The sequence below is a fragment of the Sphingomonas sp. MMS24-J45 genome (genome assembly GCF_044881195.1).
Taxonomy (GTDB): domain Bacteria; phylum Pseudomonadota; class Alphaproteobacteria; order Sphingomonadales; family Sphingomonadaceae; genus Sphingomonas.
The window spans coordinates 302049-317664 of the sequence record NZ_CP173255.1 but is presented as its reverse complement, the minus strand read 5'-3'; the positions used below and the strand labels follow the sequence as shown (position 1 = coordinate 317664).

The following is a 15616-nucleotide window of genomic DNA, read 5'->3' as shown; positions in this document are numbered from 1 at the left end:
GTGTCGAGCCTACCTAAGGGCGATGATCGCGGTCGTCCATCACCCAGCCTATGTCGCCGCCGGACAAAGCGCCAATCCGAGCCAACTCAGCAAGAACGCGGCGATCCGCGATCTCCTGCGCGGTCATGACGCCGCGATCGCGTGGCACGAGCCTGACGCGATGCCGCTGCACTGGATCGAAGCAGTGCATGACCCGGACTATGTCGCCGAAGTGATCGCGGCGCGGGTGCCGCGGGAGAAGGAGCGGCGGATCGGCTTTGCGGTGACGCCACAGGTCGCGGCGCGGGCGCAGGTCGTGCCGGGCGGGACGTGGCTGGCGGGCAAGCTGGCGCTCGAACGCGGGTTCGCGGCGAACAGCGCGGGGGGCAGTCATCATGCGCTGGCCGCTACGGGGGCTGGTTATTGCGTGCTCAACGACCTCGCGATCGCCGCGGTGCGGCTGGTCGAGGAGGGCGATGCGGCGCGGGTGCTGATCGTCGATTGCGATGTGCATCAGGGCGACGGGACGGCCGCGCTGACGGCCGGGCGGCCGGGAATCGCAACCTATTCGATCCATGCCGAGAAGAACTTCCCGGCGCGGAAGGCGCGCTCGACCCTCGACGTGTCTCTGCCCGACGGGACCGGGGATGCGGCATATCTGGAGACACTGGGGGCGACGTTGCTGCCGATGCTCGATGATTATCGCCCCGATCTGATCCTGTATCAGGCGGGGATCGACCCGCTGGCAGATGATCGGCTCGGGCGCTTGGCGCTGACCGACGCCGGGCTGGTGGCGCGCGAGACGTTCGTTGCCGAGAACGCCGCCAAACGCGGCATCGCGCTCGCGAGTACCGTGGGCGGCGGATATGGTTCGGACGTCATGACGCTCGCAGCGGCGCATGTACGTGCGATTTTGACGCTGGGTCAGGTCTATTGCGGTTTCCCCGGCCGCTTGCGAGAGGGGCCAGGGGAGGGCATGTCGCGATAATGCCCATTTCCCAACCTCTCCGTCGAATTGCAGGTCGAATCTCGTGACGACTCTCCTCTGGTTGCGCCGTGACCTGCGCCTCGCCGACCAACCCGCATTGCTGGCCGCGATCGCCGACGGGCCGGTCATCCCGGTCTACGTCCTCGATGACGAGACCCCGAAGCATTATGCGATGGGCGGGGCGTCGCGATGGTGGCTGCACCACAGCCTCGCGAGCCTCGATGCGGCTCTCCGCGCGAAAGGCTCGCGACTAATCCTGCGGCGGGGCAAGTGCGACGATGTCCTCGCAGCCCTTGCCGAGGAGACGGGCGCGACGCGGGTCCATTGTATCCGCCATCACGAACCCTGGTGGCGCAATGCCGAGCGCGCGGTCGCGAAGCGGCTCGAGCTCATCTGCCATGACGGCAATTACCTCGCGCCGCCCGGATCGATTACGACAGGCAGCGGCGGGCAGTACAAGATCTTCACGCCGTTCTGGCGCGCGCTGAAGGCGACGATGCCGCCAGCGCACCCTACCGGCACGCCCGCTACCATTCCTGCGCCTGACCATTGGCCCAAGAGCGATAAACTGGGCGACTGGGATATGCTGCCGACCAAGCCGGATTGGTCAACTGGCTTTGGAGCAGAATGGACCCCCGGTGAGGAAGGCGCACACGCCCGGCTGACCGCTTTCAAACGCCATGCCGCCAAATATGGCGACACGCGCAATCTGCCGTCGGTTGAGGGCAGTTCGCGCCTGTCGCCGCATCTCCACTTCGGGGAGCTTTCGGCGGCGCAAGTCTGGCACGCGGTTGCCGATGCGGGCGGTTCGGTCGATACATTTCTCGGCGAGCTTGGTTGGCGCGATTACGCGCAGAACATCATCCGGGAATACCCCGATTACGGCTCTAAAAACGCGCGCGACACGCTCGATGCCTTGCCGTGGCGGACCGGGAAAGCCGCCGACGCCGATCTGAGGGCGTGGCAGCGCGGCCGCACGGGCTACCCGATCGTCGATGCGGGAATGCGGCAGCTCTGGGCGACCGGCTGGATGCACAACCGGGTGCGGATGATCACCGCGAGCTTCCTGATCAAGCATCTGCTGATCGATTGGCGGGCAGGTGAGCGCTGGTTCTGGGATTGCCTGGTCGACGCCGATTACGGATCGAACGCGGTCAATTGGCAATGGACTGCGGGGACGGGCGTCGACTCGAACATGTTCGTTCGGATCATGGCGCCGCTGGTACAATCGCCTAAGTTCGACGCGGGCGACTATATCCGCCGCTGGGTGCCCGAACTGGCGGGCGTGCGCGGCGAGGCGATCCACGACCCCGACGAGGCAGGCTGCCGCCCGCGTGACTACCCGGCCAAGATCATCGGCCACCGCGAGGGCCGTGAACGTGCGTTAGCGGCGGTCAAACAGTTGCGCTGAAACCCCGTTGCGATGCGCGCGCGTCGGTGCGAGGGGGTGCGCGATGCTTTCGGCCTTCGCGACACAGTTTCACCGCCTGCTCGATCGGATCGATGCGGGGCTTGCCCACGGTTCGTTGTCCGCAACGCTGCCTGATGGACGTGCGCGCCTGCTGGGCGGACGCGCGCCGGGACCGGCCGCGGTGGTCGACCTGCGGAGCTGGCGCGCGCTGCTGCGGCTTGCGACGGGCGGATCGGCCGGATGGTACGTCGCCTGGTCGAAGGGAGAGTGGGCGAGTCCCGATCCGACGGCGTTGTTCGAACTGTTCATGCGCAACAGCCGCAAGCTTGGCGGGACGGCACGATCGGGCGGATTGCTGCGGATGTTGCGTAAGTTTCGCAATGGTTTGCGCCACAATTCTCGCTCCGGTTCTCGGAAGAATATCGAGTTTCACTACGATCTTGGGAACGATTTCTACCGACTCTGGCTCGATCCCGGCCTGACCTATTCCAGCGCGATCTTCGACGAACCGGAGCAAAGCCTCGAAGCGGCGCAGGCGACCAAGATTGCCGCCATGCTGAACCGGCTCGGGATCGAGCCCGGCGGCACGGTTCTGGAGATCGGCTGCGGCTGGGGCAGCTTTGCCGAGGCCGCGGCGCGGCGCGGCCTGACGGTGCACGCCATCACGCTGTCGTCGGAGCAGGAGCGTGCCGTGGCGGAGCGGATCGCGACGGCGGGGCTGACCGGAGTCACGGTCTCCCGCACCGACTATCGCGACGTTGCCGGCCAGTATGATGCGGTTGCCAGCATCGAGATGGTCGAGGCCGTCGGGCAGGAATATTGGCCCGCCTATCTTGCGGCGATCGCCCGGGCTCTGAAGACCGGTGGGCGCGCCGCAATCCAATATATTGCGATCGATGATGCGATCTTTGAGGCCTATGCCGCCAATGTCGACTTCATTCAGCGCTTCATCTTTCCCGGCGGGATGCTGTTGTCAGAGAGCCGCTTCCGCGCGCTGGCGGAGGCGCACGGGCTGGAATGGCGCGATCACCGCAGTTGCGGCCTGCATTATGCCGAGACGCTGCGCCGCTGGCGGCTTGCCTTCGATGCGGCGGTCGCGGCAGGCAAGTTGCCCGCGCGATTCGATCAGCATTTCATCGACTTGTGGCGCTATTATCTGATGTACTGCGAAGGCGGATTTCGAGGGCAGGGGATTGATGTCGCGCAAATCACGCTGGTGAAACGCGTTTAATCGACCCGTTCGAAATGTCCGGTCACGAAATCCTCGGCCAACAAAGCGACGATCCGGACGGCGACCACGGACGGCTCCTTGACCGAGTTGGGGTCTTCGCCGGGATAGGCCTTGTGCCGCATCGCGGTTCGCGTCGCGCCGGGATCGACGATTGCGGTGCGGACCTTGCTGATCTGCTCCATTTCGTCGCCATAGGACAGCAATAGCGATTCGAACGCCGCCTTGGACGCGCCGTACATCCCCCAATAGGCCCGCGGCTTGCGCGCGACGCTGGAGGTGAGGCCGATCACGCGCCCATGCGCCGATTTGCGCAGCATCGGATCGAACGCCGCGATCAACGCGGCTTGCGCGCTGACGTTGAGGGTCAGGACCTGCGCCAATTCCTTCGGATCGATCGCCGGAACTGCGCCGAGCTGCCCCAGCATCGCGGCGTTGAGCACGAGAATGTCGAGCGCGGGCCACCGTTCCCCGATTGCAGTGCCGAGCCGGGCGATGCTGTCGGTTTCGGTCAAATTGAGCGGCGCGATCGTGGCCGATCCGCCTGCGTCGAAGATCGCATTCTCGACATCTTCCAGACCCTTGGCGGTCCGCGCGGTCAGCACGACATGCGCGCCGGCTGCCGCCAAGGCGAGCGCGGTTGCCGCACCGATGCCGCGGCTGGCGCCCGTCACCAGGGCGATACGGCCTTCCAAAACTTTCTCACTCATTGGTTCAAATCACTCGTTCGGCCAGCAACGCGAACTGATCGACCGAGGAGACATCGTCCTGGTCGGTCAGCGTGGTGGGATAATCACCGGTGAAACAGGCGTCGCAATGGCTCGGGCGGATCGCGTTGCGCTGCGGTTCCCCGAGCGCCTTGTACAGGCCGTCGATCGAGATGAAGGCCAGGCTGTCGGCCTTGATATAGGCGGCCATCTCGTCGAGGTTCTTGGTCGCGGCGAGCAGCTTGGCACGCTCCGGCGTATCGACGCCGTAGAAGCAGGAATGCGCGGTCGGCGGGCTGGCGATGCGCATATGGACTTCGGCAGCACCCGCCTCGCGCATCATCTCGACGATCTTCAGGCTGGTCGTGCCGCGCACGATCGAATCGTCGATCAGCACGACGCGCTTGCCCGCGATCAGCGCGCGATTGGCATTGTGCTTCAATTTGACGCCAAGGTGGCGGACCTTGTCGCTCGGCTGAATGAACGTCCGGCCGACATAATGCGAGCGGATGATGCCGAGTTCGAACGGGATGCCCGACTCCTGCGCATAGCCGAGCGCGGCGGGCGTGCCCGAATCGGGGACCGGGATAACCAGGTCGGCCTCGACCGGGCTTTCGATCGCGAGCTGCGCGCCGATCGCCTTGCGCACGGTGTAGACGCTGCGGTCCTCCGAGATCGAATTGGGGCGCGAGAAATAGACATATTCGAAGATGCAGGGTCGCGGGGCCTGCTGCGTGAACGGGCGGTGTGAGGTGACCTCGCTGCCCTTTACCATCACCAGTTCGCCCGGATCGATCGAGCGGACGAAGGTTGCGCCGACCACGTCGAGTGCCACGGTTTCGGAGGCGAAGATGATTGCGCCGTCGCCGTCACCGGTATCGAGTCGGCCCATTACCAACGGACGGATGCCGAGCGGATCGCGGCAGGCGATCATGCCCTCGGGCGTCATCACGATCAGCGAATAGGCCCCTTCGACGCGCTTTAGCGCATCGATGAACTTGTCGACCACCGTGCGATAATTGGACGTCGCGACCAGATGGATGATCGTTTCCGTATCGCTGGTGGATTGGAAGATCGACCCGCGCCGTACCAGATCCCGCCGCAACCGCATCGCGTTCGAGATGTTGCCATTGTGCGCGATCGCGAAGCCGCCCGAGGCGAGATCGGCGTAGAGCGGCTGCACGTTGCGCAGCGCCGTCTCGCCCGTCGTCGAATAGCGGACATGACCGCAGGCGACCGTACCGCGCAACGGGACCATCACATCTTCGCGGTCGAAATTGCCGGCGACATGGCCCATCGCGCGGTGGGTGTGGAATTCGGTGCCGTCAAAGCTGGTGATGCCAGCGGCCTCCTGCCCGCGGTGCTGCAAGGCGTGCAGTCCGAGCGCCACCAGGCGCGCCGCATCGGTCGCGCCGGAAATTCCGAAAATGCCGCACTCTTCGTGCAGCGTGTCGTCTTCGTGAGGATTCGTGGTCAGCATGACGCCCTTCAGCGGGGGGAGTAGAGCTTCGAGGCGGCATATAGGGACGCGTGCGCGGTTTGTCGCGCTTTTGTCACACGCTGCGGAGCAATTGATCATTTTGCGCGTTTTCCCGCGACTTTCTAGGAGGTTGTGGTGGCAGGACAGCAAACAGCACGGTCGCACGGACCAAGCGTCAAGGACGATAAACTCTACGAGGATTTGCGCCGCGACGGGGCGTCGAAGGCCAAGGCAGCGCGAATCGCCAATGCCAAGGCGGCCGGGACGCTCGACCATCGCCGGAGCGAGCTGGAGGATCGCACGAAAGCCGATCTGCTGAAGGAAGCGCGCAAGATCGACATCGTCGGACGGTCGAAAATGACCAAGCCGGAATTGGCCGAGGCCATTCGCAACAGCTGACACGTCGGCCGGGGTGACGAACGCCGGGCGCGGGGTTATGGGCGGACTATGTCTGATCCCCGTGAAGATGGCCTTGTGCTGAACCCCAGATACGACGCCGCCGGGCTGATCACTGCTGTTGCCACCGACCGGGCCACCGGCGCGCTCCTGATGCTAGCCCACATGAATGCCGAGGCGCTGGCGCGAACAATTGCGACGGGTGAGGCGTATTTCTGGTCGCGCAGCCGCGCCGCGCTATGGAAGAAGGGCGAGACGTCGGGCAACGTCCTGCGCGTCGCCGAGATGCGGATCGACTGCGATCAGGACGCGGTCTGGCTGATTGTCGATCCCGCCGGCCCGGCTTGCCACACGGGTGCGCCAAGCTGTTTCTATCGCCGGGTTGAGGGCGACCGGTTGGTCCGGGTCGATTGAAGCGGGCCGCGCTCGCCGCTGCGCTGCTGCTCGCCGCCTGTGGGCGGGACGACGGTGCGCCCCCGGTGGCGACTGCCACGCCGCAAGGGTTGGAAGCAGCAGCAATTCAGGCAGGACTAATTCCCGATCCGGCCAGCACCGACGTCACGGGTCTCTACGCCCGCGAAACCGATCGTGTCTGCATCGTGCCGTCGGCGACGGCCTATCGAATCGGCATCTTCGTCGATTATGACGAGCAACAGAATTGTGGTGGGTCCGGCACCGTCTCGCACGATCGCGAGACCCTCCACGTCACGCTCGGCGAAGCGGGCGGCGAGTGCAGCTTCGATGCCCGCTTCGAGGGTGACCGGATCGTGTTTCCGGCGAGTCTGCCCGAGGCATGTCAGAAGATTTGCATCGGGCGCGCGTCGGTCGCTGCGCTCGATGTGACGCGCCTCAGCGCCTCAGTTTCCGAGGCGTCGACCCTGCGCGATGCCAAGGGGCGGTTGCTCTGCTCGGGCGGCTGACGCGCTTGACGTTCACGTAAACGGCACCTAAAAAGCTCCTCATGCCTAGCAGCGCCGCTTACGCCGTAATCGATCGCCATCCAGACCGGGACCATTTCTCGATTTCGGACCTGTCTGCCGAGTTTGGGGTCACCGCCCGCGCCCTTCGTTTCTACGAGGACGAGGGCCTGATCGCGCCCGAGCGGCGCGGTACTGCGAGGATTTATTCGCAGCGCGATCGAGCGCGACTCGCCTGGATCTTGCGGGGGAAACGCGTCGGATTCAGCCTCGGCGAAATTCGCGAGATGATCGACCTCTATGACATTGGCGATGGCCGTAAGATCCAGCGTGCAACGACGATCGCGCGCTGCCGCGACCGGATGGCGCTGCTCCAGGCGCAAAAACACGACATCGATGCGGCGATTGCCGAACTCGCCGATTTCGTCACCCTGCTTGAAACAAATGGCGCGCAAGGGCGCCTGAAGGACTGAACCAATGCCGAAATATACGCCCCCCGTCCGCGATTCGCGCTTCATCCTCGATCATGTGATTGGCCTGCAAAGCCACGCCAATCTGCCAGGGTTCGCCAATGCGACGCCGGACGTGGTCGATGCCGTGCTCGATGAAGGCGGCAAGTTCGTGGCCGAAGTGCTGTTCCCGCTCAATCATTCGGGCGATCAGGAAGGCTGCACGCGGCACGCCGACGGATCGGTGACGACGCCGGCCGGCTTCAAGAAGGCCTATGACGCCTATGTCGAATCGGGCTGGGGCACGCTCTCCGCGCCGGAGGAATTCGGTGGTCAGGCGATGCCGCACGTCGTCTCGACGGCATTCCTGGAATATATGAGCTCCGGCAACATGGCGTTCGCGATGTATCCGGGCCTCACGCACGGCGCGACCGCCGCGTTGCTCGCCAAGGGATCGGACGAGCAGAAGGCGAAGTACGTCCCCAACATGGTCAGCGGCAAATGGGGCGGCACGATGAACCTGACCGAGCCGCAGTGCGGCACGGACCTCGGGCTGATTCGCACCCGTGCGGAGCCCAATGCCGATGGTTCGTGGGCGATCACCGGCACCAAGATCTTCATTTCGTCGGGCGAGCATGACCTGACCGAGAACATCATCCACCTCGTGCTGGCGAAGACGCCGGGCGCGCCGGAAAGCTCCAAGGGCATTTCGCTGTTCGTGGTGCCGAAGTTTATCGTGAATGACGATGGGTCTTTGGGCGCGCGCAATGCCGTCTCGTGTGGATCGATCGAGCACAAGATGGGCATCCACGCCAATTCGACCTGCGTAATGAACTATGACGGTGCGACCGGCTGGCTGGTAGGCGAGGAGATGAAGGGTCTCGCCGCCATGTTCATCATGATGAACGCAGCGCGCCTCGGCGTCGGCTTGCAGGGGCTGGGCGTCGCCGAAGTCGCTTATCAGAACGCGGTGCAATATGCCGGGGACCGTCGTCAGGGTCGTTCGCTGACCGGTGCGAAGGAGCCGGGTGAAAAGGCCGATACGCTGTTCGTCCACCCCGACGTGCGCCGGATGCTGATGGAGGCCAAGGCCCTGACAGAGGGCTTGCGCGCTCTGTGCCTGTGGGGCGCGCTGCAGAGCGATCTCGAACATGCCGCCCCGACCGAACAAGAGCGTCAGCTCGCTGGCGATCTGCTCGGTCTGCTGACCCCGGTGATCAAGGGTTATGGCACCGACAAGGGCTATGACATCGCGACCAACGCCCAGCAGGTTTACGGCGGGCACGGCTACATCGCCGAATGGGGCATGGAGCAGTACGTTCGCGATGCCCGGATCGCCATGATTTACGAAGGCACCAACGGCGTGCAGGCGATGGATCTGGTCGGGCGCAAGCTCGCGCAGAATGGCGGCCGTGCAGTGCAGGCCTTCTTCAAGGTCGTGGCGGACGATGTCGTGGCGGCGAAAGCCGATCCCGCCACGGCCGATTTCGCCGCGGCGTTGGAAAAGGCCAATGGCGAATTGCAGGCGGCGACGATGTGGTTCCTGGCCAATGGCATGAAGAACCCCGACAATGTCGGCGCGGGCGCGCACAGCTACATGCATCTGATGGGCATCGTCGCGCTTGGCCTGATGTGGCTGCGAATGGTTTCGGCGGCGACGCGGTTGAAGGCCGCGGGCGAGGGGGACCAGGCGTTCCTCGATGCCAAGCTGGTGACCGCGCGCTATTTCGCGGAGCGGATCATGCCTGAGGCGGGCGCATTGCGTCGCAAGATCGAAGCGGGGGCCGAGGCTATGATGGCATTGCCGCCGGAGATGTTCGAAGCGGCTTGAGCTTCAAATCCTCCCCCGCAACGCGGGGGAGGAGGTTGCTATCGCCCTTCCGGTTCGGGCGTTGCCTTGACTGTTGGCGCGTCCGCCTTGCGCCGCACGCCGGCGAGCTCCGGGACTGTCGGTACCACCGGAGGCGCGCGAGTAGCACCTGGCAGCGCCTCGAGCTTGAACTCCTCGCTGCGGCTGCTGCGTGTCACCGGCACGTAAATCTGCTGCTTCATACATTGCGACGGATCGGCGCGGCGGAAGTCGGTGCAGTTCCACAGCGCTTTTTCAAAACCGCTCGGGCGATCGCGGAGATAGCTGAACGCCATCGCCTGGATTTGCGCTGGCTGAAGCGGGAGCGCGGTGGGCGTCTTCGCCTTGTCGGCCCACGCCAGCACCTTGCAATAGGGCCGATCGCCACAGGTGCGCTGCGCTAGCTGAGCAAAGCCGTCGGGCGAAATCCGCTTGGTGTCGAGCGTCACCAGAAAGCTGTTCTCTTCGCTCGCGATTGGCACCGGCAGCGGGGTCGCGGCGGCGATCGGATCGACATAAAGCGTTTCGTTCGTCGCGAGCGCGGCCGTGCCTGCGCCTTTGTGCGCTTCCGAATACGCCGCGAGCGCGGCGATCACTGGTTCGTCGGCGGAAACATGGCGATTGAAAGCGGGCGGCGTGCCCCACCATCCGGTCCAGCGGAAGAACAGATGCGTGCCGACTGCGGCGATCTTGTCGAGGCTCGACTGCCAATACGGCACGACCCAATCGGTATGGTAATGCGTGGCATAGCCGACCGGCTTGTAGACCGCACCGGACAGCGCTGCTGTCGCCACTTGCCGGGCACGCGTCCATTGCACGTCGAGCCAGTGATGGCGGACCAAAGCATCGTCGCAGGTGAAGGTGAATTGGCAGCCGGTCGAGCGTTCCGACCCCTGAAATACCACGCCGCAGATCGTCTTGGGGAAAGCGGGATGGCGGACGCGGTTGATGACGACTTGCGCGACGGCGCGTTGTCCGGCGGGATCGTCGCCCGCTTCGTAGAGGACGGCGGCGGCCATGCAGTCGATCGCGCGTGCACGCTGGAGATCGTCGCCGGGCAGCTTGAACGGGCGTGCGGCGGGGTTGGGGCCATCGACAAAGGGGACACTTGCGTTGAAGTCGCGGGCGTCATCCGGGTCGAGGTCCTGGAACGCCACCGGCTCGACCGGAGGAAGCTCGGCCTTCGACACGATCCGCTGCGGCACCGCGCGCGGCGGCCGATGCCGCGCGACCGGTGGCGCGGTCAGCACGATCAATGACGGCGCCGCGATCGCCAGTGCGGCAATCGCGGCAACGACGCCGCGCAAGGCGGCACCGGGACGGACAGGCATCATCGGAAGCGACGAATCAGCGCTGGATCAGCTCTCGGGCAGGAAATCGGGCACCGAGAGATAGCGCTCGCCCGTATCATAGTTGAAGCCGAGGATGCGCGAGCCTTCGGGCAGATCGGGCAGCTTCTGCAGGATCGCGGCGAGCGTCGCGCCCGAGCTGATTCCGACGAGCATCCCTTCCTCCGCAGCGGACCGGCGCGCCATGTCCTTTGCGACGGCGGCATCGACCTTGATCGCACCGTCGATCGCCTGGGTGTGCAGATTGGCGGGGACGAAGCCAGCCCCGATCCCCTGGATCGGGTGCGGGCCCGGGGTGCCGCCCGAAATGACCGGGGAGGCGGCGGGCTCGACCGCATAGACCTTCAGATTGGGCCATTCCTGCTTCAGTCGCTCGGCGACGCCGGTGATATGGCCACCAGTGCCGACGCCAGTGATGATCACGTCGATCGGCGAGTCGCGGAAATCGTTGAGGATTTCGAGCGCGGTCGTGCGGACATGGACGTCGATATTGGCGGGGTTCTCGAACTGTTGCGGCATCCACGCGCCGGGGGTCTGGTCGACCAATTCAAGTGCTCGCTCGATCGCGCCCTTCATACCCTTCTCGCGCGGCGTCAGATCGAAGGTCGCGCCATAGGCCAGCATCAGGCGACGGCGTTCGAGGCTCATGCTCTCGGGCATTACGAGCACGAGCTTGTAGCCCTTCACCGCCGCGACCATTGCCAGGCCGACGCCGGTGTTGCCGGAGGTAGGCTCGATGATCGTGCCGCCGGGCTGCAGGTGGCCGTCACGCTCGGCCGCTTCGATCATGGCGAGCGCGATGCGGTCCTTGATCGATCCGCCAGGATTGCCGCGCTCGGACTTGATCCACACTTCGGCGCCCGGAAACAGCTTCTGGATGCGGATGTGCGGGGTGTTGCCGATCGTATCGAGGATCGAATTGGCTTTCATGGCGTGGCCTCCAGGTCGAGTGTTTGGGCGTCCGCTTTGGTCGCGGGGGGATCGAACGTCTTGGCGTTTTTCAGGCTGGGGAAGAGATAGGTCCACAGGATCGTGACTACAATCGCCCCGCCGCCGCCGACCAGCACCGCTCCGACCGGGCCGAGGGCGGCCGCGAGGAAGCCCGATTCGGCCTCGCCCAGCTCGTTCGAGGCGGAGATCGTGAGCTGCGATACCGCACCGACGCGGCCACGCATTTCATCGGGGGTGTGAAGCTGGATGAGGGAGGAGCGGATATAGACCGAGAACATGTCCGCTCCGCCCGCAACGGCGAGCGCGGCAACGGCGATCTCGAAGGCGTAAGCGGGTACGATCAAATGGGCGACGCCGAAAACGATCGTCGCACTGCCGTATACCAGCACCGCCATCAGCATCCGCGGCCCGACATTGGTCTTTAAGGGGCGGAAGGAAAACAGGATCGCAATCAGCGACGCGCCGACCGCGGGCGCGGCGGCGAGCATACTCAAGCCCTGCGGCCCGACTTTGAAAATGTCATGCGCGTAGATTGGCAGCAGGGCGGTGGTGCCTGCGAGAAACACGGCGAAAAGATCGAGCGTGATCGCGCCCAGCACCAGTTTGTTCTGCCCGACATAGGCCATGCCATCGACGATCTGGCGCAGCGGATGCGCGGTCGAGCGCGGCGGTTGCGGCACCGGCGGGATCGTCATCAGGCAAGCGAGCGCCGTTCCGAACAGACCGACCGACAGCCAATAGGCACCCGATTGCGCATGGGCATAAGCGAAGCCGCCGATCGCCGGGCCGATGATCGTGCCGACCTGCCACGAGATCGAGCTGAGCGCGATCGCCGTGGGGAGAACCTCGCGCGGCACGAGGTTGGGGGCCAGTGCACCGAACGCCGGCCCGGCAAAGGCGCGGGCGATGCCGAGCAGTACCGCCACCGTGAACAGCACCGGCAGCGAAATCCAGCCCTGGTGCGTGGCCAGCGCCAGCAATAGTGCGCACGTCAGCTGCAGGAACACCGTGATCCGCGTGATCCAGCGCCGGTCGAACCGATCGGCGACCAGCCCGGTGATCGGCGTCGTCACGAACAGCGGAATGAATTGCAGCAACCCGATCAGCCCGAGCTGCGCGGCGGCGGCAGCGGGGGACATGGTGGTGCGGGCGATCGTGTAGGTCTGCCACCCGATGACGATGATCATCGCATTCTGCGCGATGGTCATGGTGAAGCGCGCTGCCCAGTATGAGCGAAAGCGGGCGATGCGTAACGGGTGGGTGGAGTCTGCCATCGGCCTGTGCCTTACGGCCATCGGCGCGCGCTGGGCAATCATCGAAGTGCTTGGGGGGCGGAAACTTCTGCGATGCAACTTCTGGGTGCGGCGATGATTGATAAGCGGATCGCTTCGCGCCTATAGGCGACGCTTCCTCCCCAGGACATGAGGTTCTCCCGACGTGGCCAAAGCCCCAGCCGTTCAACCAGAAGCCGCTCGAAAGTCGCAGCCGCTCGCGCCAAATCGCGAGCGACCCAACGAGCCACAATCCTATGCCGCGTCGAAGGACGAGCTGCTCGAGTTCTACAAGCAGATGCTGCTGATCCGGCGTTTCGAGGAGAAAGCCGGGCAGTTGTACGGCCTCGGTCTGATCGGCGGGTTCTGTCACCTCTACATCGGCCAGGAGGCCGTTGCGGTCGGTCTGCAATCGGCGCTGACGGAAAAGGACAGCGTCATCACCGGCTACCGCGATCACGGCCACATGCTGCTGTGCGGGATTCCGCCGCAGGACGTGATGGCGGAACTGACGGGCCGCGCCGCCGGGATTTCCAAGGGCAAGGGCGGCTCGATGCACATGTTCAGCGTCGAACATAAATTCTACGGCGGGCACGGTATCGTCGGCGCGCAGGTGTCGCTCGGGACTGGCCTCGCGTTCAGCCACAAATATTCCGAGGATGGTGGCGTCTGCCTGGCTTATTTCGGCGATGGCGCGTCGAATCAGGGCCAAGTGTATGAGAGCTTCAACATGGCCGAGCTGTGGAAGCTGCCGATCATCTATGTGATCGAGAACAACCAATATGCGATGGGCACGAGCGTCAATCGCTCGTCGGCCGAGGACCAGTTGTTCCGGCGTGGCGAGAGCTTCCGTATCCCCGGCATCCAGGTCGACGGTATGGACGTGCTCGCGTGCCGCGGTGCTGCGGAGGAAGCGCTCGCTTGGGTGCGTGCGGGCAAGGGGCCGATCATCCTCGAGATGAAGACCTACCGCTATCGCGGCCATTCCATGTCCGACCCGGCGAAGTATCGCTCGCGCGATGAAGTGCAGGCGGTGCGCGACAAGTCCGACCCGATCGATCACGTCAAGAAGCTGCTCGATGCCGAGGGCGTGAAAGAGGACGAGCTCAAGAAGATCGAGCAGGAAATCCGCAAGATCGTGAATGAAGCGGCCGACTTCGCCGAACAGACGCCCGAGCCCGACGCGGCCGAGCTCTATACCGACGTGCTGGTGGAAACTTACTGATGGCCGTAGAAATCAAGATGCCCGCGCTTTCCCCGACGATGGAGGAGGGCACGCTCGCCAAATGGCTGGTCAAGGAAGGCGATGTCGTCAAATCGGGCGACATCATGGCCGAGATCGAAACCGACAAGGCGACGATGGAATTCGAAGCGGTCGATGAGGGCACGATCGGCAAGATTTTGGTCGCCGAGGGCACCGACAATGTGAAGGTCGGTACGGTCATCGCGACACTGACAGCCGAGGGTGAGGAAGCCTCCGCCGCCGCACCCGCCAAGGCGGAAGAGCCCGTCAAAGCGGAGACACTCGCCGTCGAGCAGAAGGCCGAGGAATCAGAGGCACCCGCACCAAAGAAAGCGGAAAGCGGGACGGCGCAACTGATCACCGACAAGGTCGCTGAAGTCGCCGATCCGGCGATCCCGGCCGGCACCGAAATGGTCAAGCTGACGCTGCGCGAAGCGCTGCGCGATGGCATGGCCGAGGAAATGCGCCGCGATCCGCGTGTGTTCGTGATGGGCGAGGAAGTCGCGCAATATCAGGGCGCTTACAAGGTCACGCAGGGCCTGCTCGACGAATTCGGGGACAAGCGCGTCATCGACACGCCGATCACCGAATATGGCTTTGCCGGGGTCGGCACGGGCGCGGCGATGGGGGGCTTGCGCCCGATCGTCGAGTTCATGACGTTTAACTTCGCGATGCAGGCGATCGACCACATCGTGAACTCGGCGGCCAAGACCAATTACATGTCCGGCGGCCAGATGCGCTGCCCGATCGTCTTCCGCGGACCTAACGCCGCCGCCAGCCGCGTCGGCGCGCAGCATTCGCAGAACTATGCGCCCTGGTATGCGAGCGTCCCCGGCCTGATCGTGATCGCACCGTATGACGCGGCCGATGCCAAGGGCCTGATCAAGGCAGCGATCCGCACCGAAGACCCGGTCGTCTTCCTCGAAAACGAATTGCTCTACGGCCGCACCTTCGAAGTACCGCAACTCGACGATTACGTCCTGCCGATCGGCAAGGCGCGGATCATGCGCGAGGGCAAGGACGTGACGATCGTCAGCTACTCGATCGGCGTCGGCCTCGCGCTCGAAGCTGCTGACAAGCTGGCGGGCGAGGGGATCGATGCGGAAGTGCTCGACCTGCGCACGCTGCGCCCGCTCGACACCGCTGCGGTGCTGGCGAGCCTCAAGAAGACCAATCGCATGGTCGTTGCAGAGGAAGGCTGGCCGGTCTGCTCCATCGCATCGGAGATCCAGGCGATCTGCATGGAGCAGGGCTTCGACGATCTCGACGCGCCGGTGCTGCGCGTGACCAACGAAGACGTGCCGATGCCTTACGCGGCCAACCTCGAGAAGCTGATGCTGGTGACTGCGGACAAGATCGTCGCGGCAGTCAAGCAGATCGTCCAGCGCTAAGCGGGCA

The 15616-nt window shown here is 64.6% G+C and carries 15 protein-coding genes; 10 read left to right on the top strand and 5 right to left on the bottom strand.

Translation table 11 applies throughout. The features are described from left to right. Nucleotides 1–22 precede the first annotated feature (22 nt). Genes AB5I39_RS01650 through AB5I39_RS01640 form a run of 3 tightly spaced genes read left to right on the top strand, consistent with a single transcriptional unit; the run spans nt 23 to nt 3609 of the window. Nucleotides 23–967 (top strand): histone deacetylase, encoded by a 945-nt coding sequence (locus tag AB5I39_RS01650; RefSeq protein WP_404370288.1) that lies wholly within the window; start codon nt 23–25, stop codon nt 965–967. Between the two features lie 43 nt (nt 968–1010). Next, nucleotides 1011–2378, top strand: coding sequence for a cryptochrome/photolyase family protein (locus tag AB5I39_RS01645; RefSeq protein WP_404370285.1), 1368 nt, complete (start codon nt 1011–1013; stop codon nt 2376–2378). A 43-nt stretch (nt 2379–2421) separates the two neighbouring features. Next, nucleotides 2422–3609: a class I SAM-dependent methyltransferase gene (locus AB5I39_RS01640; RefSeq protein ID WP_404370283.1), complete on the top strand. Its 1188-nt coding sequence runs from the start codon at nt 2422–2424 to the stop codon at nt 3607–3609. On the opposite strand, the gene AB5I39_RS01635 is transcribed toward AB5I39_RS01640, so the two are convergent. Together AB5I39_RS01635 and purF are read right to left on the bottom strand one after the other, a co-directional pair. Then, nucleotides 3606–4316, bottom strand: coding sequence for an SDR family NAD(P)-dependent oxidoreductase (locus tag AB5I39_RS01635; RefSeq protein WP_404370281.1), 711 nt, complete (start codon nt 4314–4316; stop codon nt 3606–3608). The genes AB5I39_RS01640 and AB5I39_RS01635 overlap by 4 nt on opposite strands. A 4-nt stretch (nt 4317–4320) precedes the next feature. After that, a complete protein-coding gene (purF, locus tag AB5I39_RS01630) occupies nt 4321–5793 on the bottom strand; it encodes an amidophosphoribosyltransferase (protein ID WP_404370278.1) in 1473 nt (490 codons plus the stop codon). Nucleotides 5794–5928: 135 nt separating this feature from the next. Here purF and AB5I39_RS01625 point away from each other — a divergent pair, with 135 nt between their 5' ends. The 5 genes from AB5I39_RS01625 to AB5I39_RS01605 are packed head-to-tail and all read left to right on the top strand — an operon-like array spanning nt 5929 to nt 9386. Continuing rightward, the gene (locus AB5I39_RS01625) at nt 5929–6192 is read left to right on the top strand and encodes a Rho termination factor N-terminal domain-containing protein (protein ID WP_404370275.1); all 264 of its coding nucleotides are present in this window, start codon (nt 5929–5931) and stop codon (nt 6190–6192) included. Nucleotides 6193–6240: 48 nt separating this feature from the next. Further along, a complete protein-coding gene (gene hisI / locus AB5I39_RS01620; protein ID WP_404370272.1) occupies nt 6241–6603 on the top strand; it encodes a phosphoribosyl-AMP cyclohydrolase in 363 nt (120 codons plus the stop codon). After that, nucleotides 6600–7109 (top strand): hypothetical protein, encoded by a 510-nt coding sequence (locus AB5I39_RS01615; protein ID WP_404370269.1) that lies wholly within the window; start codon nt 6600–6602, stop codon nt 7107–7109. Before hisI ends, AB5I39_RS01615 begins: the two co-directional genes overlap by 4 nt. Nucleotides 7110–7150: 41 nt before the next feature. Next, nucleotides 7151–7579, top strand: a complete 429-nt coding sequence (locus tag AB5I39_RS01610) for a MerR family DNA-binding transcriptional regulator (protein WP_404370266.1) — start codon at nt 7151–7153, stop codon at nt 7577–7579. A 4-nt stretch (nt 7580–7583) separates the two neighbouring features. Beyond that, nucleotides 7584–9386 carry an acyl-CoA dehydrogenase C-terminal domain-containing protein gene (locus AB5I39_RS01605; protein WP_404370264.1) on the top strand — a complete coding sequence of 601 codons (1803 nt, stop codon included), beginning with the start codon at nt 7584–7586 and terminating at the stop codon, nt 9384–9386. 38 nt (nt 9387–9424) lie between these two features. On the opposite strand, the gene AB5I39_RS01600 is transcribed toward AB5I39_RS01605, so the two are convergent. Genes AB5I39_RS01600 through AB5I39_RS01590 form a run of 3 tightly spaced genes read right to left on the bottom strand, consistent with a single transcriptional unit; the run spans nt 9425 to nt 12978 of the window. Beyond that, a complete protein-coding gene (locus tag AB5I39_RS01600) occupies nt 9425–10738 on the bottom strand; it encodes a cell wall hydrolase (protein WP_404370261.1) in 1314 nt (437 codons plus the stop codon). A gap of 24 nt (nt 10739–10762) precedes the next feature. Next, nucleotides 10763–11683 carry a cysteine synthase A gene (gene cysK / locus AB5I39_RS01595; RefSeq protein WP_404370259.1) on the bottom strand — a complete coding sequence of 307 codons (921 nt, stop codon included), beginning with the start codon at nt 11681–11683 and terminating at the stop codon, nt 10763–10765. Further along, complete coding sequence (locus tag AB5I39_RS01590; RefSeq protein ID WP_404370256.1) at nt 11680–12978, bottom strand: MFS transporter; 1299 nt, start codon at nt 12976–12978, stop codon at nt 11680–11682. Before AB5I39_RS01590 ends, cysK begins: the two co-directional genes overlap by 4 nt. A 163-nt stretch (nt 12979–13141) precedes the next feature. Between AB5I39_RS01590 and pdhA the strand changes: the two genes are divergently transcribed. Further along, on the top strand, nt 13142–14200 hold the full coding sequence (pdhA, locus tag AB5I39_RS01585) for a pyruvate dehydrogenase (acetyl-transferring) E1 component subunit alpha (RefSeq protein ID WP_404370254.1): 1059 nt from the start codon (nt 13142–13144) through the stop codon (nt 14198–14200). Further along, nucleotides 14200–15609, top strand: a complete 1410-nt coding sequence (locus AB5I39_RS01580; protein ID WP_404370252.1) for a pyruvate dehydrogenase complex E1 component subunit beta — start codon at nt 14200–14202, stop codon at nt 15607–15609. Before pdhA ends, AB5I39_RS01580 begins: the two co-directional genes overlap by 1 nt. Nucleotides 15610–15616 lie beyond the last annotated feature (7 nt).